The sequence below is a fragment of the Pseudomonas sp. MIS38 genome (genome assembly GCF_019891575.1).
Taxonomy (GTDB): Bacteria; Pseudomonadota; Gammaproteobacteria; order Pseudomonadales; family Pseudomonadaceae; genus Aquipseudomonas; species Aquipseudomonas putida_A.
The window spans coordinates 56,331-76,829 of the sequence record NZ_JAFLXF010000027.1; the positions used below are offsets into that span (position 1 = coordinate 56,331).

The following is a 20,499-nucleotide window of genomic DNA, read 5'->3' on the forward strand; positions in this document are numbered from 1 at the left end:
CTGTAGGAGCTGCCGAAGGCTGCGATCTTTTGATCTTGAAAGTCAAAAGATCGCAGCCTTCGGCAGCTCCTACACGTATGCGTGATCGAAAAATCTGCGCTCGATAGGTTTTCTCCAAAGCTGAGATAGACCGGCTAAATAATCAACCAAGCTGATGTTCACTATGGAAAACCCTGAGTGGTTGCTTCGGCTTTTTTGATTGATCCTGACGGCACTGAAACATGCCCACGGAGCACATCATGGCCAGTTCAATCATTACTTCAGCCAAGCGCGGCGCCTACCTGGCCATCGGTCTTTACCTGGCCTTGGTGCTGTTTGTCAGCATCGCCGCGCAAACCCAACACAGCTTCGACGCACCGATCCAGGTCGCACACCCCGGCATCCAGTTCGAACACCGCGCAGACGTGCTGGTTGATCGCGCTGAACTCGCAGGAGTGGGCGGCGCATGAAAGGCTACAGACTCTGGGTCATCGCCGGGCTGGCACTGATGACCAATGGCGCCGCGTTGCTCGGCTTCGGCCAAGGCTCGGTGGGTGCGCTAGCGCGGGCCATAGAGGCCAATCACAGCATTGCGCACAATATCGAACGGGCCAACTCCCAAGGGTTGCTGGCCGGCAATCCGCCGATCAAGGCTGAGGTCGATTTCCTTGGGCCGTTTGAAGTGGATTGCTCGGCACTCGGTATGTGCGCCGTGCTGGCTTAGATTGAGCGAACCATTGTGGCGAGGGGATTCATCCCCGATGGGCCGCGAAGCGGCCCCAGACCCGGCGAACCGGATTATTCTGATACACCGAGGTGTCTGATTTCAAGGCAGCTTCGCCGCCCATCGGGGATGAATCCCCTCGCCACAAGGAGTTCGGTACCAGGAATTCGGGTTACTTCTTCATGATCGTCGTGAACAGCTCGGACTCAAGAAAACCCTGCAACCACACCTGCAACCGCACATAAGGCGTCTGCGCAAACCACTCGCGATCAACATGCGCAAACTGCCGAACGAACGGCAGCAACGCGATATCCGCGAGACACGGATGATCACTCAGCAAATAATCCCGACCTTCAAGCAACTCATCCAACTGCTGCAAAAACAACGCCCCCTCAGCCCGATAAACCTCCATCGGCTGCTCGGGATAACGCTCGGCATATTTATAGCGGTTCAAATGCACCTTGAATGCCTGATCGTTGGCTTCGATCAACCCGGCAATCCGTGAATCACCGCCAAGCACCCAGTTGTCAGGATCATTCTGCGCCAACGCCCAGCGCATGATCTCCAGGCTCTCATCGATCACCCGACCCTGCGCATCCAGCACCGGCACCGTGCCCTTGGGCGAGATCGCCAGCATCGCGGCCGGTTTGGCCTTGAGGCTGACTTCGACGATCTCCACCGGCACGCCCGAATAACGCAGGGCCATTCGCGCGCGCATCGCGTAAGGGCAGCGGCGGAACGAATACAGCGTGTTCATTTCACCTCCAGTGTGCTCAAGCCGTTGCCTTGGCGTTGTACCTGAATCTGCACCGGAATCCGTTCGTGCATTTCCTGGACGTGGGAAATCACCGCGACCTTGCGTCCCTGGGCCTGCAAGCCGTCGAGTGCATCCATGGCCAGTTGCAGCGACTCCGGATCGAGGCTGCCGAAGCCTTCGTCGATGAACAGCGATTCGATCTTCAGCGTGCTTGAGGCCATCGATGCCAGGCCCAGTGCAAGGGCCAGCGACACCAGGAAGGTCTCGCCGCCGGACAGCGAATGCACCGAGCGCAGTTCGTCGCCCATCTCCGTATCCATCACCAGCAGGCCGAGCATGCTGCCACCGCGTTTCAGGCGATAGCGTTTGACCAGTTGGCGCAACTGCACGTTGGCGTGATGCACCAGCAGGTCGAGGTTGTAGGCCTGGGCGATCTTGCGGAAGGTATCGCCGGTGGCCGAGCCGATCAACGCATTCAGACGCGCCCAGCGCTGGTACTCGGCATAGGCGTCGGCAATCTGCTGCGCGAGTGCCTGATTGGCGTTTTGCCGGCGCTGATCTTCGGCTTGTTCGGCGCGCAGTTCGGCGCACTGTTGCTCACTGAGGTTGAACTGGTTTTGCAGATCGGCGAGGGCGCTGGCGAGTTGTTCGGCATCGAGATTGCCGTTGTGCTGCGCCTGATGATCGGCCAGACGCTGATCACGTTCCTGCAGCAGCACCTTGGCCTGTTCGATGGCTTTTTCGTTGTGCTGCAAGCGCTGGCGCAATTCGCTGAGCTGCGTGTCATCGACGCGCAGCAAGTCTTCGAGACCACCGTCATCCAGTTCAGGATGGCGTGCGCGCCAGTCGGCAATCTTCTGCGTCAGTTCGTCATCTTCGCTTTGCAGCGCCTGCAAGCGTTCTTGCTGAGCCTTGAGTTCGGCGCCAATCTGCACCCGTTGCGTGCGCACGTTCTGCAGTTCCGCAGCGGTGCCGGTTTCGGCGTTGCGCGCCTGTTCCACGGCCTGTTCCAGTTGCTGCTGCCAGTGCTCGGCGCTGCTGTGTTCGCCCAGCAGTTGCGCGAGTTTTTCCTGACTGGCTTGTTGCTGCTCGGCCAGTGCACTGAATTGCTGCTCGGCGCTTTGCAATTGCTGTACGCGGCTGAGCTGGCGATCCTGTTCCTTCTCCAGCGTTTGCTGGCGTTGCTGCTGCTCGGCCAACTCTTCCTTTTGCTGATCGACTTGCGCCAGACGCTCGGCAATCTGCCGATCCAGCTGCATGAAGGTCGCCGCCGGCTCTACGCGCAAGGCTTCGAGGGTGTCGGCCGGCAGCAAACTGGCGAACGCGGTCAGTTCCTCGTCGAGACGCTGACGGTCGCTGCTCAGTTCGCGTTGTTGGTTGCTCAGGTGCTGCGCCGCTTGCTGATGCGCGGTTTCGGCATTGCGCAGTTGCTGGGTCAAGCGCGCCGCGTCCTGTTGCAGGGTGAGCAGGGCGCTCTGGCGTTGTTCGTCCTGGGTGATGCTCTGATTCAGTTGATCGTTTTGCCGGGTCAGCCAGGCGTCGCGTTTGTCGGCGTCCTGGTTCAGTAACTGAGCGGACAGCGGATGGGCGTCGAGGCTCGGCGCTAGTGCCTGTTGCTGCGCGACCAGTTGTTCCTGTTGTTGCAGCAGCTCCTTTTGTTGAGCTATCACGCCACCGACTTCGGCGCGCAGTTCGATGAGCTTTTCCTTGAGCTGATCGACCACTTGCTGGGCGTTGGCCTGTTCGCTTTCATCATGACGGCCGAGGCTTTGCAGCAGTGCTTCCGGCTGATGATACGGATGCTCGTTGCTGCCGCAGACCGGGCAGGGCTGGTCGTCCTGCAACTGCGCGCGCAACTCCTCGACACTGGCGCTGCGGGCCAGACGCTGGCGCTCGAGCAGTTCACGGGTGACGTTGAGGGTTTGTTCGGCGACGGTCAGCTCGGCCTTGGTTTTCACCCCGTCCTGGGTCAGACGTTCACGTTCCTGCTGTGCATCGAGCAGGCGCTGTTGCAGCTCGGCGCCGCGTTTTTCCAGTTCCTGCTGACTGGCCCACAGCCGCGTCAGGTCTTCGATGGCGCGTAGCTGTTTGCGGTTGTCCTGCAACAGAGTGCCGAGGATGCCGATCTGCTCGGCGACCGCATCCGGCTCGGCGCCGGCCTCCTTGAACAGAACTTCCAGTTGCTGCTTTTGCGTGGCCAGCGCTTCGGCGCTTTGGCTTGCATTTTGTTCGAGGGTCGCCAGTTCGGCTTGCCCTTTGTTCAGTCGATTACCGATCAGCATCAACTGTTGCAGGCGATCGCGGTAGGCATTCCATGCATCGCTGAGCGGTGCCAGATGAGCGCTTTGTTCGAGCTCGGCGGCCATTTTCTGCAGGCGTTCAGCAACTTCAGCCTGTTTTTCCTGCAAGGCTTGAATGGCGCTCTGGCCTTGCGTGCAGGCCTGCTCGGCGGCTTGCCGGGCGTCGGCGCTGAGGGCGGTGTCTTTGGCGAGGCGGGCGAGGGTGCTCTGCTCTTCGAAAGCCTGACGCAGCAGCGGGGCGCTTTCGCTGTGCCGTTGCTGCGCTTCGGTCAGGGCGATTTTTGCCGCATCGAGCGCCTGCTCCAGTTGCGTCTGACGCTCATTGAGTTCGCCGTGTTGTTCGGTGTGCGCGGCAATCTGTGCCGCCAGCGGCGTCAGCTGCACATCCAGTTCAGTCTTGCGCGCGAACTGGTGACGTTGCGGGGCGAGTTGTTCCAGGCGCGTCAGTTTCAGGCGTTCACCCGCCAGACCTTCCCACTGTTGCTGCGCACTGTGCAGTTGCTCGGCGGCGGCTTGCTGCGCGTCCTGCAACTGGCGCAAATCCTTGAGCCAACTGTGCTGTTGTTCCAGTTGCTTGAGCTGCGCTTGCTGCAACTTCAACTGTTGCTGGGCAGCGTTGAAACGCTCATCCAGTTCGGCCCGGGCTTCGGGGGCGAGCGGGGTGACCCCGGTGGCTTGATCCTGCAGCAGCTTGTGCGCTTCGCGGGCTTCTTTGGTCTTGTCGAACGCGCGGCGGCCGAGGCGGGTGTAGAGCGCGGTGTCGGTGAGTTTTTCCAGCAGTTCGCTGCGGTCGTTGTCGTCGGCCTTGAGGAATGCGCTGAACTCACTCTGGGCCAGCAGCACGGCGCGGGTGAACTGTTCGAAGTTCAGACCGAGCGCGGCTTCGAGCTGGGTCTTGTATTCGCCTTTCTGGCTGGCGAGCAGTTGATCCTGATCGATGTCGCGCAGGCTCTGCCGGCTGGCCTGCAACTTGCCGCCGGCCTTCTCGCGGGCACGGTTGGCTTCCCAGCGCGCACGGTAACGGCGGCCATCGACGCCAACAAAATCCACCTCGGCATACCCTTCGCCGGTGCCGCGCCGCAGCAAGGTGCGCGGGTCGCCGGTGGCGATTTCGCCGTCCGAATCCGGAACCTTGGCGTCACGGCCAGTGTTGTTCAGGCGCGGCACCGCACCGAACAGCGCCAGGCACAGCGCGTCGAGCAAGGTACTTTTACCGGCGCCGGTCGGCCCGGTGATCGCGAACAGCCCGGCACTGGCCAGCGGTTCGGCGGTGAAATCAATCTCGAACGGCCCGGCTAGCGAGGCGAGGTTCTTCAAGCGAATGGCGAGAATCTTCATGGCTGCTCACCCTCCAGTTGCACGTCCTGCAGCAGTTCGGCGAAGTCCTTGAGCGTCTGTTCATCGACCTCGTTGCCGTAATTGTCGAGCCAGGCGCGACTGAACAGTTCTTGCGGAGTGAGTTGATCCAGTTCGACCAGCGCGCTGCCGTCGTCGCTGCCATCGGCGCCACGGTTGCCGGCGTACTCGGCGGCGATCCGCACCAGTCGCACGGCTTTGCCTTGCAGGGCGTTTTCCACCTGATGGCGCAGATCCGGCTGCGGCTCATCGAGGGTTACGCGCACTTCCAGCCATGGCTGGCGCTGGGTTTCGGCGAGCAGATCAATATTCGGCAGATCGGCCAGTTGCAGCAGGATCTCCGCCAGTGGCGCCGGGCCGATGCGTTGCAGGTTGACCGACCTTGGAATCAGTTTTGGTTCGACACTGACCAGGGTTTCGCCGTCGAGGGTGACGTCGAGAATCTGGTGCTGATAACCGATCTCCGAAAACGACAACGGAATCGGCGAGCCGCTGTAGCGAATCCGCTCTTCACCGTTGACCTTCTGCGGCTTGTGCAAATGGCCGAGGGCGACGTAGCTGATGCTCGGCCCGAACAGGCTGGCGGGCAGCGCTTCGGCGTTACCGATGATCAGGCTGCGCTCGGAGTCTTCCGAGACCGAGCCGCCAGCCATATGCGCGTGGCTGATGGCAACCAGTGCCTGACCCGGCTGGCGCTTGGCATTCGCCGCTTCGATCAGCCATTCATGCACCTGACCGATACCGCGCAGATAGTTGTCGCCCAGATGCGCACCGGTCACTTCCGCCGGACGCAGGAACGGCAGCGCCAGGCACCACGCGGCGATCTCGCCTTGGGCATTTGGCAGTGGCAGCAGCAGGCGTTCGGCATCCAGTTGCCCGTCATCCAGCCACAACACCCGACCCAGCGCATGGGTGCGCAAACGGCGCATCAACGGCGCGGGCAGTTCGATGCGCGAGCCGGAATCGTGGTTGCCGGCAATCATCACGATGGTCAGCAACGGCTGCTGCTCGTGAGCGCTGACGATGAAGTCGTAGAGGCGTTCCTGGGCTTTGACCGGCGGATTGACCGTGTCAAAGATGTCCCCGGCAATCAGCAGCACATCCGGCTGCGCCAGTTGCAGTTGGCGCAGCAGCCATTCGAGAAAGCACGCATGCTCGAAATCGCGCTCCTGGCCATGCAGGTTTTGCCCAAGGTGCCAGTCGGAGGTGTGGAACAGACGCAAGGTGGACTCCGCTACATAAACAGGTGATGGCCGCGGGGGAATGATGGGCGGCTAAAGAGGGGGGAGTTTACAGATTATTGGGGAGTGAGGGCTCGTCTGGGTAGGTCGAGGCTGGGCATTTCGGTGATGCCAGAAAGCGGTTATCTGGTGTTTTGCCATTATATTGATATCATTTTGCGGCGAGTGCGGTACGCTTTCCGGGTTTTAGAAAACCCAACAGTTTCCGATGAGGCTGTGCTTCTAGAATGGCCATAAGACAAAGCTTGAACAGAAAAAGGACGCTTCAGTCATGCCAAAATTTGCTTGTGTCTGCGGTCATGTAATTAACCTGTCTTCGGGTACGTCCGATTCTGAGTTGTCTTTAGTCGCTGAGCAGAAGATAGATGAAATTGGCTGTGCGCTATCAAATCGTTGGCTGTCTGAAGACGAGTTCTACGAAACGATAGACCAAGGGGCTGTGACGGTTTATCGATGCCAGCAGTGCGGGCGGCTGCATGTGGATCAAGGGGGTGGACAGTTTTCTTCCTATATAAAGGAAGTAAGTTAGTCGTTTGAGTCTGGATGATCGCAGTGAGCATTGGTGGTTTTTTTAGGGGCGCTACGTTGTTTTTAGCTCGCTATCAAATCCGCGTGACTTCAGGCGGGGGACGCGGAACAGGGAATGTTGAGATGAACGCAATGTGGCTAATTTGTTTTGAAAGGGATGTGGATGGCGCCGAGGAAACTCCGCCTTTGCCCAGTCCAGAGGGGGTAAAAAGTGATCACCGAAGATATAAAGATCGTCGAGGAAATTTTCCAGGAAGTCGAAGTTGGTATCGTCGATGGCTATGACGCTTTCCGATACGGTGTTGAACTGGGAGAGGGCTACATAGAAACGGAATTGGCCGTCGAAAAAGATGGAGTTGAGGACTGGAATGCCGAAACCGACATAAACGGCGCGAAAATTCTTCGTCTGGTGGACCAGTTACAGGCCGCCGCCGCCAGCCGCGGTGAACCATAAAAGTCATTTGTCCTGTCCTATCGCAAAGGCGAACAAGTGATAACGAAATTCAACCATTGATTTGATAATAAACGTGATCTGTCCGGGTTTTATTGCTGTCGAGTTGAGTCAGCATTACAGGGGGATGGAATATGAAGTTTCGTGATTTGGAGGAATTGCCTTTTTTAGACATTGCTGCGCAGGACGGTTGTTCGTTGGATGAATGGTATGTTTTGGTACGTGATGTCCCTATAAATGAATTGGCTGTAGGTGATATTTGTCGCGCGTTGAGACAAGAGTTGTTTACTCGATATGTGCTTCCCGTTGCGGTGGCTTTATTGAGTGATGATGTTCTCGCTGGTGACAGATATGACGGCGAGTTGGTTGTTGCACTTGCAGGTCTGAACGAAGTCCATTGGCGAGAGAGCACAGGTGCAGCTATTCAGGTAAAAGCTGCTTTGGCTGAATTAAAGGATTTTTGTAACGATTCCGAGTTGTTAAATGATGCTTCAAGTCTGATGAAGATGCTTGAAAGGGTTGAGTGAATTTTCTGTTGTATAGTTGTTGGGTTTTTTCTTTTTTAAAAGGGGGGTTGACTATGCGCTGTTTCGGAATCTCGTTGTTGCTGGGCGTCACTCTGCTGGTATCAGGCTGCAACACCACGCCAGTAGACAAAGCAACGGTTTATTATGACCGGGCGCAATTTTCTTCGCAGATCGTAAAAGACGATCCTTCTATGAGTGATCCGATTCTCCAGCACGGTCGCTGCTCATTGATTATCTCCACGCCGGGTTCAAATACGGGCACCTACCAATTTTGTACTTTTGCCCTGACTGCCAAGGGGCTTTATGTCCAGGGGTGGGATGCGAAAGCTTTGAAGTATGTCGAGGTCGTGCACGTCGATTTGTCGAAAATCAAAGAAATGTCGCTTCATACATTCTTCCGTACCAAGCAGCTTCAGTTAACGGAGGAACGGCGACAACTGGCGCTGAGTGTATCGATTGACGAGGGTGGCTACGTTGATGCCGAAGCGACTGAACGGTTGTTCGATACCATCAAGAAAAAGGGTGTTCTCGTGGTGGAAAGCAAGGGAATGATCAATCCACCTGCACCGCCCACACCGATGATTATTCCTGTAATTATTCCGAGATAAAGCTACTGAAAAGGGGTCAGGTTTATTTGATTCGATAAAGCTGTCCCCTTTTTTGTGAGATGAAATTCAGATGAATATTGGAGTTTTGTACTCTACCATTTTAAGCAGTTCATTCGGTCTCTCAATGGGCGCGATCTGCCAGTATTTGAGCGTAGAGCTTATGAGCTTCTAGATAAGCAATGAGGAGAGGATGTTGGCTACACGATTGGCTGATAAACTTTTTGAAGAGTTTTTGCTGTTATTGAACTCTTCGGGTCTGCTCTCGGCCGAATCCTTGGAGATGGCATTGTCTGATCTGGGCGGCACGCAGGGCGTTGTGGGAAACGCATACTATATTTCAGCGTATGAGCTTTTAGGTAGCGCATTGGTGTCTGCCAATTCATTCCAAAGTGTTTTGATTTTCTTTAAGGATTTTCAACTCTGCCTGGGTGAAGGGGTGGAGCAGCGTTACTACTTTGTAGAGTCCGTAGTCGACTGTTCTTCAGCCCGAGGAGACAATGTTGCAGCGCTCATCCAGGCAGCACCTTCAAACTATAGGGTTTACCTTCGTGCAAAATTCCAGCAACAAAATAATAAAGGTGGGCTGTTAAAAGAGTCAGGGAAAACTGCATAGCCCTTGCAAGGGACTTTTCAAATGCAGTCCCGAAGCGATATTTACCGCGATCCTACTTCGGATAAAGCGGTGGCAACCCACTGTCACCCACCGGATCCTGCACCCGCTCCGCCGCCGGAATGGTACGGATCGCCCGCCACAAATCCTCGCCCTGCCAATGCTGCCCGGTCTCGCTGTACAGCGCGCCATTGAGCCCATCCAGCGCATCCGACAACGGTACAAACCGCGCCGCCATGTCCGCCAGTGTCTCCGGCTGCTGCCGTGCCCACGCATCCAGCGCCTGGCGCGTCGCTTGCGGATCATTCGCCTGGCACGCCCGCTTGATGTCGTCCAGCAAAGTGCGCGGGCTCGGCCCGGTTTGGGCGGCGCGATGCACCGCCGGTTGCCAGCGCGCGCGCCACCACAGGCCGAAGCCGAGCAGGGTGGTGCAGGCGAGTATCAAGGTGCTGAGTTTCCACCACCACAACACATCGTTATCGATGGCGCTCAATTGCAAGGTGCCGGCCGGGGTGTCGACCTGCAGGCTCGGGTTGTTCGCTACTTGCAGGGTGCGCGCCGGCAGGCTGGTGTGTTCCAGATGATCTTCGAAGGTGTTCCACCAGATCACGTCGACGGTCGGCAACTCGATCGCGCCGCTGCGGCTGGGCACCAGCGCTTCGCGTTCTTCACGGCTGCCGATCAGGCCGCGCTCGCCGCTCTGGTTGCTCAGCACCGGTTGATCCGGGTAACGGCGCAGGCCGTTGGCCTCGGTGGCGGGCAGGGCCGGCAGTTGCGAACTGGCCAGGCCTTCGGCTTTTAAAGTCAGGCTGCGAGTCAGGGAGTCGCCGACCTGTAGGTGATCCGGCTCCGGATTCCAGCTTTCGCTTAGGCTCAGGCTGCGCGCGGGCAGCCATGGCGCATCGGCGGGGTAGGTCAGCGGTTTCGGTTTGACCGTCAGCGGAATCTCCGAGGAGCTGACGTGCAGTAGCTTGCCCGGTTTCGGGCCTTGCGCGGTCGCGTCCTGAGCGGGCTGAGTGTCGACCAGCGTGGCACTGAAAGTCTGCGGGGCGATGGTCAGCAAACCGCTGTGCTGCGGGTAGATCGCATAGCGCATCTCGATCACGCCATGGCGCACGCCGTTGATGTCTTTCTCGTAAGTGCGGGTGTCGCCCAGTTGCTCGATACGCGCGTCGGCGATCTGCAGCGGGGTCAGGCTGCTGTCGTCATACAGCGACACTGAGTGGTAGATGCGCAGGGTCAGGATCGCCTGGGCCTGCACGTAAACGCTGGACTGGTCGAGGCTGGCCTCGATGAACACCGGGTCCAGGTTGTTTTTCTCTTCGCGGCTGTCGCTCTCGACTACTTGCACGGTGATCGGCTGGCTCTGCACCTCACCCAGTTGCAGCGGCGGAATGACCACGCTGCCGTTCTCTTTCGGCAGCAGGGTGATGATCCAGCGCGTGGTGGCGCGGTTGTCGCCATTGAGGGTGTTCAACTGGTTGACCTGACGTGTGCCGCGCACCTCGAACAGCGGTTCCAGCGGCGTCAGGTCGGGTTTGCCGAACTGCGTGACATCATCCGTTTCCAGGGTGAGTTCGACCGTCTCGCCGGAGTTCAGGCGACTGCGATCCACGCTGGCCGTCAGCTCGGCCGCCTGTGCGTTGGCCATGCAGAGCAGCAGGGGCAGCAAGAGAGCGGTGAAACGGGTCATCGAGTTTTTTCCTGATCCTGATGTTGTTGCTGTTCGTACCAGAATTTGCGTCGCAGCAGTTCGCCCGGGTCGTCCGGAATCTTGCCCAGCCATTGTTCCAGTGCCTGACGCTGCTCGCCTTCGAGGTTGTCCTCGCTCGGGCGCAGCGTTGGCACGGTGTCGGTTTCTTCCGCTTCATCGCTGCCTGGCACTTCGTTGGGGCCTGGTTGCGGCGGGGTGGTCGGCGGCGGTTCACTGGCCGACTCGCCGGGCTGGGCCTCGCTCGGGGTGTCACTTTTCACCGCGGGTGGCGGCGCAGTCGCTGGCGGTGGTTCATCGCCGGGCACATTTGGCTGCGCCGGTTGTGGCTGTGGTTCGACCGGTGGCGGGGTGTTCTTCTGCTTGAGCAGGTTTTCCACCAAGGCCTTGTTGGTCAGTGCCGGGCGCAAATCCGGTTGCAGTTCCAGCGCTTGCTCATAGGCATCGATGGCCGCTTCCAGCTCACCACTTTTCGCCAGCGCATTACCGCGATTGTAGTGGGCGCGGGCATCGCTGCCTTCGGCGAAACGCTGAGCGGCGCCACTGTAATCGCCGGCCTCGTACAACGCTACCCCTTGCCACTGATGATCTTCGAAGTGTTCGGCAGCCTCGGCCGGGCGTTTCTGCTTGAGCAAGTGCAGGCCCTGTTGGTCGGGGCGCAGCCACAGGTCTTCGAAGTCAAAAGCGTAGCTCGGCTGCGGCAGGCACAGCAGCAAGGGCAGGCAAAACAACCAGCCACGTCGTCCGGCGCAGGCAGCCAGCAGCAATAGCGGCAACAACAGCCAGTAACCCTGATCGGCCCAGGTGTCGAGGCGCACGGTCTGGCCATCGTCGCGCAGGCTGCGCGGGCCATCGAGCAGGCCGAGGGCGCGCAAATCGGACTCGTCCAGTCGCGCGTTGTGGTACTCGCCGCCGACACTGGCGAGGAATGCGCCAAGGCCCGGGCTGTCGAGTTGCGGCACGCGGATCGCGCCTTGTTCGTCCTTGAGGAAACTGCCGTCCTCCTGAGCGATTGGCGCGCCTTCAGCGGTGCCGATGCCGAGCATCAGCAGTTGCGCCGATTGCTGGCCGAGGGCGTGGCGAATGCCTTGGCGTTCTTCTTCGGTCAGCGAGGAGCCGATCAGCAGAATCCGTCCCTGACCGAGCGCGCCCTGCTTGAGCAAGGCCAATGCTTTGCTCACGCCGAGATCAGCGCGATGGCCGCTTTCCGGCATCAGCGACGGCTTGAGGGCGTCGAGCAGATTGTGGCTGGTCGCCAGGTCATCCGACAGCGGCACCAGCGTGTGCGCGCTGCCGGCGTAGACGACGATCGCGGTCTGCGCGTCGCTGCGTACCTGCAACAGGTCGAACAGCTTGCGCCGGGCCTGTTCCAGTCGCGTTGGCGGCGAGTCGGTTGCGAGCATTTCCGGAGTCAGCTCCAGCACCACCACCAACGGGTCGGCAGGTTTCTGGCTGGTCTGTTCGACGCGCTCCCAACTGGGGCCGAGCAGGGCGACGATGGTCAGCAGCCACGCCACGCCAAGGGCCACCCACGGCAGCTTGCTGGCGCGGCCATTGCCACCGCTGAGCAGCGTCGCGTGGAACGCCGGCGGCAGAATCATTTGCCAGCGTCCGGCGCGTTTCTGCCGGTGCCAGAGTTGCCAGATCAGCCAGCCCAGCAGCGGCAGGAGCAGCAGCCACCAGGGGCGGAACCAGTGCGGCCAGAGCGCGATCATCGGCGCCTCCGCAGACGCAGGCGCTTGAGACGCTCGCGCCAGTCAGGCAGCGGACTTTGCAGATACAGCTCCTTGGTAAACAGGCGTTGCAGCGGGTTGTCCGGCCACAATTCGCGGGCGACCAGCAACAGGCTCAGCAGCAGGGCCAACGCCAGTGGCCACTGATACAAGGCTTGCGCCGGGCGTGCCTGGGTTGGTTGCTGGGTCACCGGTTCGAGCTGATCGAGGGTGTCCCGGATCGCTTGCAGCTCTTTGCCGTCGCGGGCTCGGAAGTATTGGCCACCGGTAGCGTTGGCGATGGCCTTGAGGGCCGGCTCGTCGAGGTCCAGGCTCGGATTGACCCCGAGCAGGCCGGTGCTGCCACTGTCTTGTGGGTCGGCACCGATGCCGATCGGGTAGATTTTCACCCCTTCGCTGGCGGCCAGTTTCGCCGCCGTCAACGGATCGATTTCGCCGCCGTTGTTGGCGCCGTCGGTGACCAGAATCAATACCCGGCTTTGTGCCGGACGCATGCGCAGGCGCTTCAGCGCCAGACCGATCGCATCGCCGATGGCGGTGTTCTTGCCGGCGATGCCGATGCGCGCTTCATCGAGCCAGACGCGCACGGTGTGCCGGTCAAACGTCAGCGGTGCCTGCAGATAGGCCTGACTGCCGAACAGGATCAGACCGACGCGGTCGCCATCACGGCTTTCAAGGAAATCCCCGAGCAGATGCTGAACCAGCGACAAGCGACTGACGTCTTCGTCCTGCCACTGCATGTCGGGGAAATCCATCGAGCCGGACACGTCCACCGCCACCAGCAGATCGCGGCCGCTGGCGGCAATCGGCAACGGTTCGCCGAGCCATTGCGGACGCGCCGCGGCGCTCAGCAGCAACAGCCACAGCAGCAGGAACGGTGCTTGCTGGCGCCACGCCGGCAGGTTGGCGCGGGCCCGGCGCCGTGCCAGACCTTCGAGGTCGGAGAGGAAACTCACGCGCAGCGCCGGCTCGCCGCTGTCGGCCACCGGCAGCACCAGACGCATCAGCCACGGCAGCGGCAGCAGCACGAAGATCCACGGCCAGGCGAATTCAAACATGCTTGCGAATCCAGGTGTCGACGGCTTGGGTCAGGCCGGCGATGGCTTTGTCGTCGAGTTTGCATTCGGGTTTATAGGCGCCTTCGACCAGCACCATCCAGCGCGTCAGGCCGGCGGCCGGGCAACGGTTGTCGAGAAACGCCAGCCATTTGCGGCCGTTGAGCGTGTGACTCTGGCTGTAGGGGTAGTGGTTGCGGCACAGGCGTTTGAGCAGACCGTTGAGCTGCTGCAGCCAGGCACCGGCGGGTGCGCCGTCGTAGGGTTTGGGCATCTGCGCCAGTTCGGCCAGTGCGGCGATGCGCACGGGGTCGAGCGGTTGTTCGGCGCGCACGATCGGGCGTTTCTTGATCGGAATGAACCGGCGCAAACGCCACACGGCGAAGCCCAGCAGCGGCAGCAATAACAGCAGCAGCCACCAGCCCGGCGCTGGCGGCCAGAAGTCGATCGGCGGCGGCGAAATCAGCGGTTGCAGTTGTTCGAGGCCGTTCATCGACTGCTCCCCGGGCGCTGCGGATTGAGGAACTCGCGCATCTGCTCGACCATTTCGCTTTGCGTGCTCAACGGCATCAACAACACCCGCAGTTTTTGCGCGAGCAATTCCCAGCGGGCGATGCGTGCTTCGGCCTGAGCGCGATAGGTCTGGCGCAGCTCGAAATTCAGCGTGTCGAGTTCCAGCTGTGCGCCTCTTTCCGCGAATCTCAGCAGCCCGGCGGCAGGCAGGGCGTGATCCAGTGGATCGGACAGCGGCAACAGCAACAGATCGCAATGACGCGATAGCAGGCTCAGTTGCTGCTCGGCGCTGTCGGACAGCGCGCGCTCGTCGCAGATCACGATCACCAGGCTGCCCGGACGCAACACTTCGCGGGCCCGGCGCAGCGCCACGCCGAGGGCGTCGCGGTCCGGTTCGCGTTCGCTGTGCAGCGACTGATTGACCCTGACCAGGCGGTTGAGCAATTGCAGCAGGCTCTGCTTGCTGCGGCGCGGTTTGATTTCGTAATGCTCGTTGTCGCCGAACACCAGTCCGCCAACCCGATCATTGTGCCCCAGCGCCGCCCAGCCGATCAGCGCCGCCGCTTGCGCTGCAAGCACCGACTTGAACATCAGCCCGGAGCCGAAAAACAGCCGGGTGCTTTGCTCGACCATGATGAAAATCGGTCGCTCGCGTTCTTCATGAAACAGCTTGGTGTGTGGCTCCTGGGTACGCGCGGTCACGCGCCAGTCGATGGTGCGCACGTCGTCGCCGGCCTGATAGACCCGCACCTGATCGAAGTCGACCCCGCGACCACGGAATTTCGAGTGATGCAGACCGATCAGCGGACTGCGCTGACTGGGTGTGGAAAACAGCTGCACTTCGCGCACACGGTGGCGCATCTCGATCAGATCGGTGAGGCTGATGCGGATGCCCGGTTCGGACGGCAGGGGGGCGTTCATGGGGGTCAAGCGACGGCTACGACGTCGAGAATCCGCTGCACCACCCGATCCTGATCGATGCCGGCGGCTTCGGCTTCAAACGACAGAATGATGCGGTGACGCAACACGTCGAACAGCACCGCCTGAATGTCTTCCGGGCTGACGAAGTCGCGCCCGGCCAGCCAGGCGTGGGCCCGGGCGCAGCGGTCGAGGGCGATCGAGCCGCGCGGGCTGGCGCCGTAGGCGATCCACTCGGCCATTTCCGGGTCGAATTTGGCCGGGGTGCGCGTGGCCATGACCAGTTGCACCAGGTATTCCTCCACGGCGTCGGCCATGTACAGACCGAGGATTTCCTTGCGCGCAGCAAAGATCGCCTGCTGGCTGACCCGGCGTTCCGGTTTGGTTTCGCCGTTGAGCGCTTCGCCACGGGCCTGTTGCAGGATCCGGCGTTCGACGGCGGCGTCCGGGAAACCGATTTTCACGTGCATCAGGAAACGGTCGAGTTGTGCTTCCGGCAGCGGATACGTGCCTTCCTGCTCGATCGGGTTTTGCGTGGCCATCACCAGAAACAGCGGCGACAGTTCGTACGTGCTGCGCCCGACACTGACCTGACGTTCGGCCATGGCTTCGAGCAGCGCCGATTGCACCTTGGCCGGGGCGCGGTTGATTTCGTCCGCCAGGACCAGGTTGTGGAAGATCGGCCCTTGCTGGAACACAAAACTGCCGGTTTCCGGGCGATAGATCTCGGTGCCGGTGATGTCGGCCGGCAGCAGGTCAGGGGTGAACTGAATGCGATGGAACTGGGCTTCGATGCCCTCGGCGAGTTCTTTGATCGCTTTGGTCTTGGCCAGACCCGGAGCGCCCTCGACCAGCATGTGGCCGTCGGCGAGCAGGGCGATGAGCAAACGCTCGATGAGTTTTTCCTGGCCGAGAATCTGCGTTGAAAGAAAGGTTCGCAGCGCCAGCAGCGCTTCACGATGTTCCATCGGTGACTGTTCCTGGAAAGGGTGGCCGCAGGCGTTCGGATAACGCCGGGGCTGGGGGCGTTACTTTAATCCATCGAGGGGGGTGGCGACTAACGGCATTTTGCGCAAAGTGCGGGAAATGACCGGGGGATTTGTTGGAATTTTGTAGCCGGGAAGTGATTGGTTGACTGTTCCGGCCCTATCGCGAGCAGGCTCACTCCTACATAGGGGCGTCGTACACCGTACTGTAGGAGTGAGCCTGCTCGCGATGAGGCCCTTCAAGACGCCATCAAATCTGGCTAATGAAAGTGCCAGTCCCATCCAGAATATTCTTCAGGGTTTCTTCAACTTCAGCCAGATCAACCATGTCCGGATTGAAGGTAATTTCCAGCACATCATCGCCATTCAGCGCATCGGCATCCGCCGCCGCGATTTCAATCTTCAGCAGAGTCTTGGACAGGGTGACTTTCACGCCGTCCAGCGTCGAAGGCTCGCCATCCAGGGTGATCTCCAGCTCGTCCTCGTCCGGATAGCGGCTCATCAGAAACATGTCGCCCTTGTCGCTATGGCAGCAGAGCATGGCCATGTTGTCTTCTTCGTCGTCGCACGGGTTGACGATCAGTAGGGCGGTGGTCATTTGCATGGGGGAATTCCTGGCCGACGGGCGCTAAGTGCAATCGAAAGCGCGATTTTGCCAGCCTTGGCGCATTTGCGCTGCTCTCTTGCGTGGTTGCTTTGTTGCTGCCTGCAATACGAGGGCGGGTGAAACCTGGCGGAATCGGTGAAGAGGGAAAATTCCGACAGATGAATCCTGTGTTGAGGGTTGAAATTTCCGAGGACGCCGCAGGGAAAATTACTTGTTTGAACTTGGCAGCCATTTTCTGCTTTTTCGCTTGTTTTATCGCCACGATTGTCATTATTTTGCGGTTCGAGCGCAAAGGAGTGCGTCAACTCAAACCGAAAAAAAGGACCTCTTTCAATGCATCCGTATTTCGAACGCGCTGAGGAAATTGCACACCTGTCCGACGATCAGATCGAGCAGATTTATCAGCGATATCTGGACGGGGAAAAAAGCGCTGCGCTTCTGGCCGAGTATCAGATCCCTGCCACTGTTCGCAGCTTGCTCAAGGTTTTGCCGCCGATTGTCAGTCAGGATCTGAAGTGCCCTTATTGCGATGTGCCGATGTGGGTACGTCGGCACGCCCGGGGCACTCCGATCTCGCAGCGTCATCCTTACAAGTGCATACGGTGCGAGCACCGATACTCTGCATCCGCCCGCCATGGCCGACGCATGGCGTGTACTTGCCAGGCATGTTGCCAGGTTCATCAGCAACAATTGGCGGCGCAGGCCGAACGTGATCGACGCGAACTAGAATCGCGCTTCGGTGTACCGAGTCCCGCGGTGCCGTATTCGACCCTTGGGTTTGTGCAGAAACTGACGTTGCTGGCCTTGCTTGACGATGGCAATGCCAACCATCCCGAATGGATCGCGCCGTTGAGCGCGACATCCCGAAGCGAACATCTGGCACCGAGCGTCGAGGCCAGCGAGGAAAGATTGAAGAGTCTGCACGAGGCTGGCGTGTTAGCGGTCGCGACGAGCTCTGATATCAGGGCCTTCGATCGCACTGAGGGTTGCAGTATCAGTGACTATTGCGCAGTGCGCTGGCAGCCTAATGTGGCACTCGGCGGCGTTGCGCGCTGTAATCGGGAAAGTCTGTATCTGACGCTCTATCAGGAGTTGTCCGGCGAGATTCAGGTCGCCTGGAAGAGCGAACTCTACGGGCTGATTTTCGATCTGGCCCGAGAAGAATCGCTTCAATACATCCGTGTGCTGGCCAATGAAGTCAGTTTTTCGTTCACGGCCGAGGCGCGTGCCGAAACGGTTGTGGGGCAACTCCTGCAGGATTTTTTCAGTAAGCCAGCTCTACTACTTCGCCCGCCTGGCAGTAAAAAACGCCGCGCACTTCTACGCCACCGGTAACTCCAAAGGTCGCAATCATGCGTCCAACACCATCCCGCGCAACATGCTCGGGACCGCTCAGGATGCCCTGACTCGGAACTGGCGCAAAAACGCACACCGTGATTCGCGGGTACCGCAATCGGCGCTACATCGGTTGTTGTATGACGTAGTGCTCAAGGACAGCGGTGCCGGGTTTTCCAAGTCGCCGGGAATGTATTGGCGCGATGAACTGGTGCCGCAGTTCTTCTCCCGTGCAGCTTTTGACAGCGACCTGCTCGGACATTTGAGGCTGTTTTGCCGAGAGTGTGACTCCAGTAATATCGACGCCAGCATGGATAAATTGATCCTGAAAACCATGTGTTACGACTGTGCCACCGTGAGCAAATTCAGGGCGTTCGAGGAGCTGCCTGACTGATGTTGATGGTGGGGGGGGCTAAGCGGCCCAGGAAAAGGGAAGGCATGAGCTCAATGTGGCTGCTTTCCTTTTTTTCTTCGAGGTGGTTCCTGAGGATGTTGCCTTGAATCTTTTTTGAGTTCTGAGGGCTGTTTTCTAAAGTGCATGATTGTGCGGTAAGGAACGTAAAACAGGAGCTGAAAGAGAATCGGGGGGAGTAAGAATACGAAAAGAAAAACTCCTGAAGAGTACGTTGAATAGAATAGAAAATTCTGACCCATGATCCTCAGTTTTGAGTCGCGGCTCATGAGGTCGGTGGAGTTTAAATAAGCTTCATAGGTGAAGATAGAGCAAAATAAAAGCAGGACAATGAGCGATAAGGAATATTTTATGAGTGAGAGTTTGTTTGCTCTTTCAAATATCTGGTCGGATATTTTTAAGCATCTGTACAGGAATATTAAGCTGAATATTGGCGCAAATACCGCAATGTAATTCGTGGTTATCCTGGAGCTTAGAGGGAGTTTAGACGACCAGAAACCGATGTTTTCGATCAGATAGTTTTTTAGAGCAGAATCTAGCAGCATAGGATGGTGCTCGTTAATGATTGGAACTATCAGGTTGATGAGGAGGATCGGCGCCAGCATGGATATAAAACATGCGGTTGATATGGATGGCTCAGGAGTGTTTTGCACCGTGTAATCCTTGTTTGGTGGCCGGCTCAATTAATTGAACCGGCGGGCAGAGTATTAATGCGCTGGCGTCGTTTCAACTAGCGTGAATATTGTGTCATTTATCTTTTCTACGGTTTTGGCATCGAGTAAAGCGGCAACGCCAGCCACGAGGAGGCCGGTAGCGACTACAGCAATTACGGGTGGAAACGAAAAAGCAGCTAGCACTGGTGGTGCTATGAGAGCGACCAGCAACCCTGCTCCGGCTCCTGCGGCAATGCTTTCGAATTCGAGTAACAGGGGTTTCCAGTTTCCATCCTGAAAACCGATGATTGCCTTTTCCACAACAGAATGCGCCTGCACGATTTTTCCGGTTACGCCAAATCCTTTGGCGAGCCGATTGACACTGTCCATGTAGGACGCCTTGTCCAGCGCGTTCAGTGCGTCGACAACCGCACGGGTATCCTGCGGGCTGAGCCTTGCATTCGGGTTGGTTCGCACCTGCTCGAACGTTCGCAGCGCCTCGTTGTAGCTCCTGATCTTTTTCCCTGATACATCCTTTTGAAGATCCATCACCACTTGATGCAGGTTGGCGCCGTATTTCTCGAGGATGAATTTGTTCGCGTCGGCGACGTAAGCCACCGCGCGTTTGTAGTCATCAATACGTTTGGCCTCCGCTTCAGCAGCGATCCGTTGTTTTTCTTCCTCCAGTCGCAGAGCAGCCTGACGCGCCTGCTCTTGTCTTTGCGCCTCTTCAGCTTGTCGCGCCGCTTCGGCGGCCTGCTGTTGGGCGAGGGCCTCGGCCTGTCGCCGAGCTATTTCGGCATACAGTCTGGTCTGGCGGTCTTGAAGATTTGCGATTTGTTCGTTCAGAAGCATGGCGTCGTAAGTGGCTTGTAACTTCGCATATTGTTGCGACGTTTTAATATCCCTTGATTTTTGCTGCAGTTCGGTATTTTTTTGAAAAAGCAATTCATTGACAATGTTGATGGCTTTGTTTAGCCATGTATCGGGAGTAGGGTGGGTCAGCGGTGGGTGTCTGCTGTCTACGATGTTCAGCTCTGTTTGCAGGCCTTGCTCTAAATTGCGCTTTTTTTTCAGATAGTCACTTTCTATCGCCAGTGTGAGCCCATGCATCGGGTTGCCCAGCGGATAATTCTTGAGAATATCTCCGCGAATGGTGCCAGGGTTCAAATTGATGATTTCCCAGGAGCCATCGCCGTAGATTATTGTTGTCGGAAGTTCAAGTTGTCGCATGTGTTGATTCCTTTCTTTGATAGAGACCCGTTCCGTGGGTCGGTTTGATAACTGATGTCTGGTTTTTTATGAGGTGTGCTTATATAGATAGCACTGCCGATTTTTGCGTTCAAATTGTGCTGTAGGAATTCGGTCTTCAAATTATGTGAGACATTTCTTGTCAGTTTGTAAGGATTTTTTAGTGTGTTTCTACTTGTTGTTTTTTATTGGTTTTTTGGTGCGAACAATCGAAGGCTGTGTAAGCTTTGGCTGGGTGATTTTC

At 58.4% G+C, this 20,499-nt stretch carries 19 protein-coding genes; 8 read left to right on the forward strand and 11 right to left on the reverse strand.

The window, feature by feature from the left end; genetic code table 11:
- Positions 1–239 precede the first annotated feature (239 nt).
- A complete protein-coding gene (locus J1G18_RS24770; protein WP_027613086.1) occupies positions 240–449 on the forward strand; it encodes a hypothetical protein in 210 nt (69 codons plus the stop codon).
- Positions 446–703, forward strand: a complete 258-nt coding sequence (locus J1G18_RS24775) for a hypothetical protein (RefSeq protein WP_210558801.1) — start codon at positions 446–448, stop codon at positions 701–703. Before J1G18_RS24770 ends, J1G18_RS24775 begins: the two co-directional genes overlap by 4 nt.
- A 172-nt stretch (positions 704–875) precedes the next feature.
- Here the strand turns inward: J1G18_RS24775 and J1G18_RS24780 are convergent, their stop codons facing one another.
- Genes J1G18_RS24780 through J1G18_RS24790 form a run of 3 tightly spaced genes read right to left on the reverse strand, consistent with a single transcriptional unit; the run spans position 876 to position 6,339 of the window.
- Positions 876–1,460, reverse strand: coding sequence for a glutathione S-transferase (locus J1G18_RS24780; protein WP_098964269.1), 585 nt, complete (start codon positions 1,458–1,460; stop codon positions 876–878).
- Positions 1,457–5,098, reverse strand: coding sequence for an AAA family ATPase (locus tag J1G18_RS24785; RefSeq protein WP_223008912.1), 3,642 nt, complete (start codon positions 5,096–5,098; stop codon positions 1,457–1,459). The genes J1G18_RS24780 and J1G18_RS24785 overlap by 4 nt, the downstream gene beginning before the upstream one ends.
- Positions 5,095–6,339, reverse strand: a complete 1,245-nt coding sequence (locus J1G18_RS24790; RefSeq protein WP_097087157.1) for an exonuclease SbcCD subunit D C-terminal domain-containing protein — start codon at positions 6,337–6,339, stop codon at positions 5,095–5,097. The genes J1G18_RS24785 and J1G18_RS24790 overlap by 4 nt, the downstream gene beginning before the upstream one ends.
- 757 nt (positions 6,340–7,096) lie before the next feature.
- On the opposite strand from J1G18_RS24790, the gene J1G18_RS24795 reads away from it, so the two are divergent.
- From J1G18_RS24795 to J1G18_RS24810, 4 genes are all read left to right on the forward strand, one after another.
- Entirely contained in the window at positions 7,097–7,339 is a 243-nt protein-coding gene (locus J1G18_RS24795; RefSeq protein ID WP_223008914.1) for a hypothetical protein, read from the forward strand.
- A gap of 131 nt (positions 7,340–7,470) precedes the next feature.
- On the forward strand, positions 7,471–7,863 hold the full coding sequence (locus J1G18_RS24800; protein WP_223008916.1) for a contact-dependent growth inhibition system immunity protein: 393 nt from the start codon (positions 7,471–7,473) through the stop codon (positions 7,861–7,863).
- On the forward strand, positions 7,860–8,471 hold the full coding sequence (locus J1G18_RS24805) for a hypothetical protein (protein WP_316851797.1): 612 nt from the start codon (positions 7,860–7,862) through the stop codon (positions 8,469–8,471). The genes J1G18_RS24800 and J1G18_RS24805 overlap by 4 nt, the downstream gene beginning before the upstream one ends.
- Before the next feature lie 190 nt (positions 8,472–8,661).
- Entirely contained in the window at positions 8,662–9,084 is a 423-nt protein-coding gene (locus tag J1G18_RS24810; RefSeq protein WP_223008919.1) for a hypothetical protein, read from the forward strand.
- Between the two features lie 52 nt (positions 9,085–9,136).
- Here J1G18_RS24810 and J1G18_RS24815 read toward each other — a convergent pair whose 3' ends face one another.
- The 7 genes from J1G18_RS24815 to J1G18_RS24845 all read right to left on the reverse strand — a co-directional run bounded on the left by J1G18_RS24815 (position 9,137) and on the right by J1G18_RS24845 (position 16,601).
- Positions 9,137–10,774 (reverse strand): BatD family protein, encoded by a 1,638-nt coding sequence (locus J1G18_RS24815; protein WP_223008921.1) that lies wholly within the window; start codon positions 10,772–10,774, stop codon positions 9,137–9,139.
- Complete coding sequence (locus J1G18_RS24820; protein WP_223008923.1) at positions 10,771–12,507, reverse strand: tetratricopeptide repeat protein; 1,737 nt, start codon at positions 12,505–12,507, stop codon at positions 10,771–10,773. The genes J1G18_RS24815 and J1G18_RS24820 overlap by 4 nt, the downstream gene beginning before the upstream one ends.
- Complete coding sequence (locus J1G18_RS24825) at positions 12,504–13,583, reverse strand: vWA domain-containing protein (protein WP_098964263.1); 1,080 nt, start codon at positions 13,581–13,583, stop codon at positions 12,504–12,506. The genes J1G18_RS24820 and J1G18_RS24825 overlap by 4 nt, the downstream gene beginning before the upstream one ends.
- Positions 13,576–14,073, reverse strand: coding sequence for a DUF4381 domain-containing protein (locus tag J1G18_RS24830; RefSeq protein WP_027613095.1), 498 nt, complete (start codon positions 14,071–14,073; stop codon positions 13,576–13,578). The genes J1G18_RS24825 and J1G18_RS24830 overlap by 8 nt, the downstream gene beginning before the upstream one ends.
- Positions 14,070–15,014 carry a DUF58 domain-containing protein gene (locus tag J1G18_RS24835; RefSeq protein ID WP_223008925.1) on the reverse strand — a complete coding sequence of 315 codons (945 nt, stop codon included), beginning with the start codon at positions 15,012–15,014 and terminating at the stop codon, positions 14,070–14,072. Before J1G18_RS24835 ends, J1G18_RS24830 begins: the two co-directional genes overlap by 4 nt.
- Positions 15,015–15,019: 5 nt before the next feature.
- Positions 15,020–15,979 carry an AAA family ATPase gene (locus J1G18_RS24840; protein WP_003218556.1) on the reverse strand — a complete coding sequence of 320 codons (960 nt, stop codon included), beginning with the start codon at positions 15,977–15,979 and terminating at the stop codon, positions 15,020–15,022.
- Between the two features lie 268 nt (positions 15,980–16,247).
- On the reverse strand, positions 16,248–16,601 hold the full coding sequence (locus J1G18_RS24845; RefSeq protein WP_098964262.1) for a hypothetical protein: 354 nt from the start codon (positions 16,599–16,601) through the stop codon (positions 16,248–16,250).
- 336 nt (positions 16,602–16,937) lie between these two features.
- Between J1G18_RS24845 and J1G18_RS24850 the strand changes: the two genes are divergently transcribed.
- Both J1G18_RS24850 and J1G18_RS28145 read left to right on the forward strand, forming a co-directional pair.
- On the forward strand, positions 16,938–17,939 hold the full coding sequence (locus tag J1G18_RS24850; RefSeq protein ID WP_262415667.1) for a hypothetical protein: 1,002 nt from the start codon (positions 16,938–16,940) through the stop codon (positions 17,937–17,939).
- 148 nt (positions 17,940–18,087) lie between these two features.
- Positions 18,088–18,333 (forward strand): hypothetical protein, encoded by a 246-nt coding sequence (locus J1G18_RS28145; protein ID WP_262415668.1) that lies wholly within the window; start codon positions 18,088–18,090, stop codon positions 18,331–18,333.
- A 725-nt stretch (positions 18,334–19,058) separates the two neighbouring features.
- On the opposite strand, the gene J1G18_RS24855 is transcribed toward J1G18_RS28145, so the two are convergent.
- Positions 19,059–20,237 carry a colicin-like pore-forming protein gene (locus tag J1G18_RS24855; protein WP_223008927.1) on the reverse strand — a complete coding sequence of 393 codons (1,179 nt, stop codon included), beginning with the start codon at positions 20,235–20,237 and terminating at the stop codon, positions 19,059–19,061.
- Positions 20,238–20,499 lie beyond the last annotated feature (262 nt).

What these genes read in the sequence shown, in the direction of transcription:
- J1G18_RS24770 (WP_027613086.1), top strand. Translation starts at nt 240, where the DNA reads ATGGCCAGTTCAATCATTACTTCAGCCAAGCGCGGCGCCTACCTGGCC.
- J1G18_RS24775 (WP_210558801.1), top strand. Translation starts at nt 446, where the DNA reads ATGAAAGGCTACAGACTCTGGGTCATCGCCGGGCTGGCACTGATGACC.
- J1G18_RS24780 (WP_098964269.1), bottom strand. Translation starts at nt 1,460, where the DNA reads ATGAACACGCTGTATTCGTTCCGCCGCTGCCCTTACGCGATGCGCGCG.
- J1G18_RS24785 (WP_223008912.1), bottom strand. Translation starts at nt 5,098, where the DNA reads ATGAAGATTCTCGCCATTCGCTTGAAGAACCTCGCCTCGCTAGCCGGG.
- J1G18_RS24800 (WP_223008916.1), top strand. Translation starts at nt 7,471, where the DNA reads ATGAAGTTTCGTGATTTGGAGGAATTGCCTTTTTTAGACATTGCTGCG.
- J1G18_RS24810 (WP_223008919.1), top strand. Translation starts at nt 8,662, where the DNA reads ATGTTGGCTACACGATTGGCTGATAAACTTTTTGAAGAGTTTTTGCTG.
- J1G18_RS24815 (WP_223008921.1), bottom strand. Translation starts at nt 10,774, where the DNA reads ATGACCCGTTTCACCGCTCTCTTGCTGCCCCTGCTGCTCTGCATGGCC.
- J1G18_RS24820 (WP_223008923.1), bottom strand. Translation starts at nt 12,507, where the DNA reads ATGATCGCGCTCTGGCCGCACTGGTTCCGCCCCTGGTGGCTGCTGCTC.
- J1G18_RS24825 (WP_098964263.1), bottom strand. Translation starts at nt 13,583, where the DNA reads ATGTTTGAATTCGCCTGGCCGTGGATCTTCGTGCTGCTGCCGCTGCCG.
- J1G18_RS24830 (WP_027613095.1), bottom strand. Translation starts at nt 14,073, where the DNA reads ATGAACGGCCTCGAACAACTGCAACCGCTGATTTCGCCGCCGCCGATC.
- J1G18_RS24835 (WP_223008925.1), bottom strand. Translation starts at nt 15,014, where the DNA reads ATGAACGCCCCCCTGCCGTCCGAACCGGGCATCCGCATCAGCCTCACC.
- J1G18_RS24840 (WP_003218556.1), bottom strand. Translation starts at nt 15,979, where the DNA reads ATGGAACATCGTGAAGCGCTGCTGGCGCTGCGAACCTTTCTTTCAACG.
- J1G18_RS24845 (WP_098964262.1), bottom strand. Translation starts at nt 16,601, where the DNA reads ATGCAAATGACCACCGCCCTACTGATCGTCAACCCGTGCGACGACGAA.
- J1G18_RS24850 (WP_262415667.1), top strand. Translation starts at nt 16,938, where the DNA reads ATGCATCCGTATTTCGAACGCGCTGAGGAAATTGCACACCTGTCCGAC.
- J1G18_RS24855 (WP_223008927.1), bottom strand. Translation starts at nt 20,237, where the DNA reads ATGCGACAACTTGAACTTCCGACAACAATAATCTACGGCGATGGCTCC.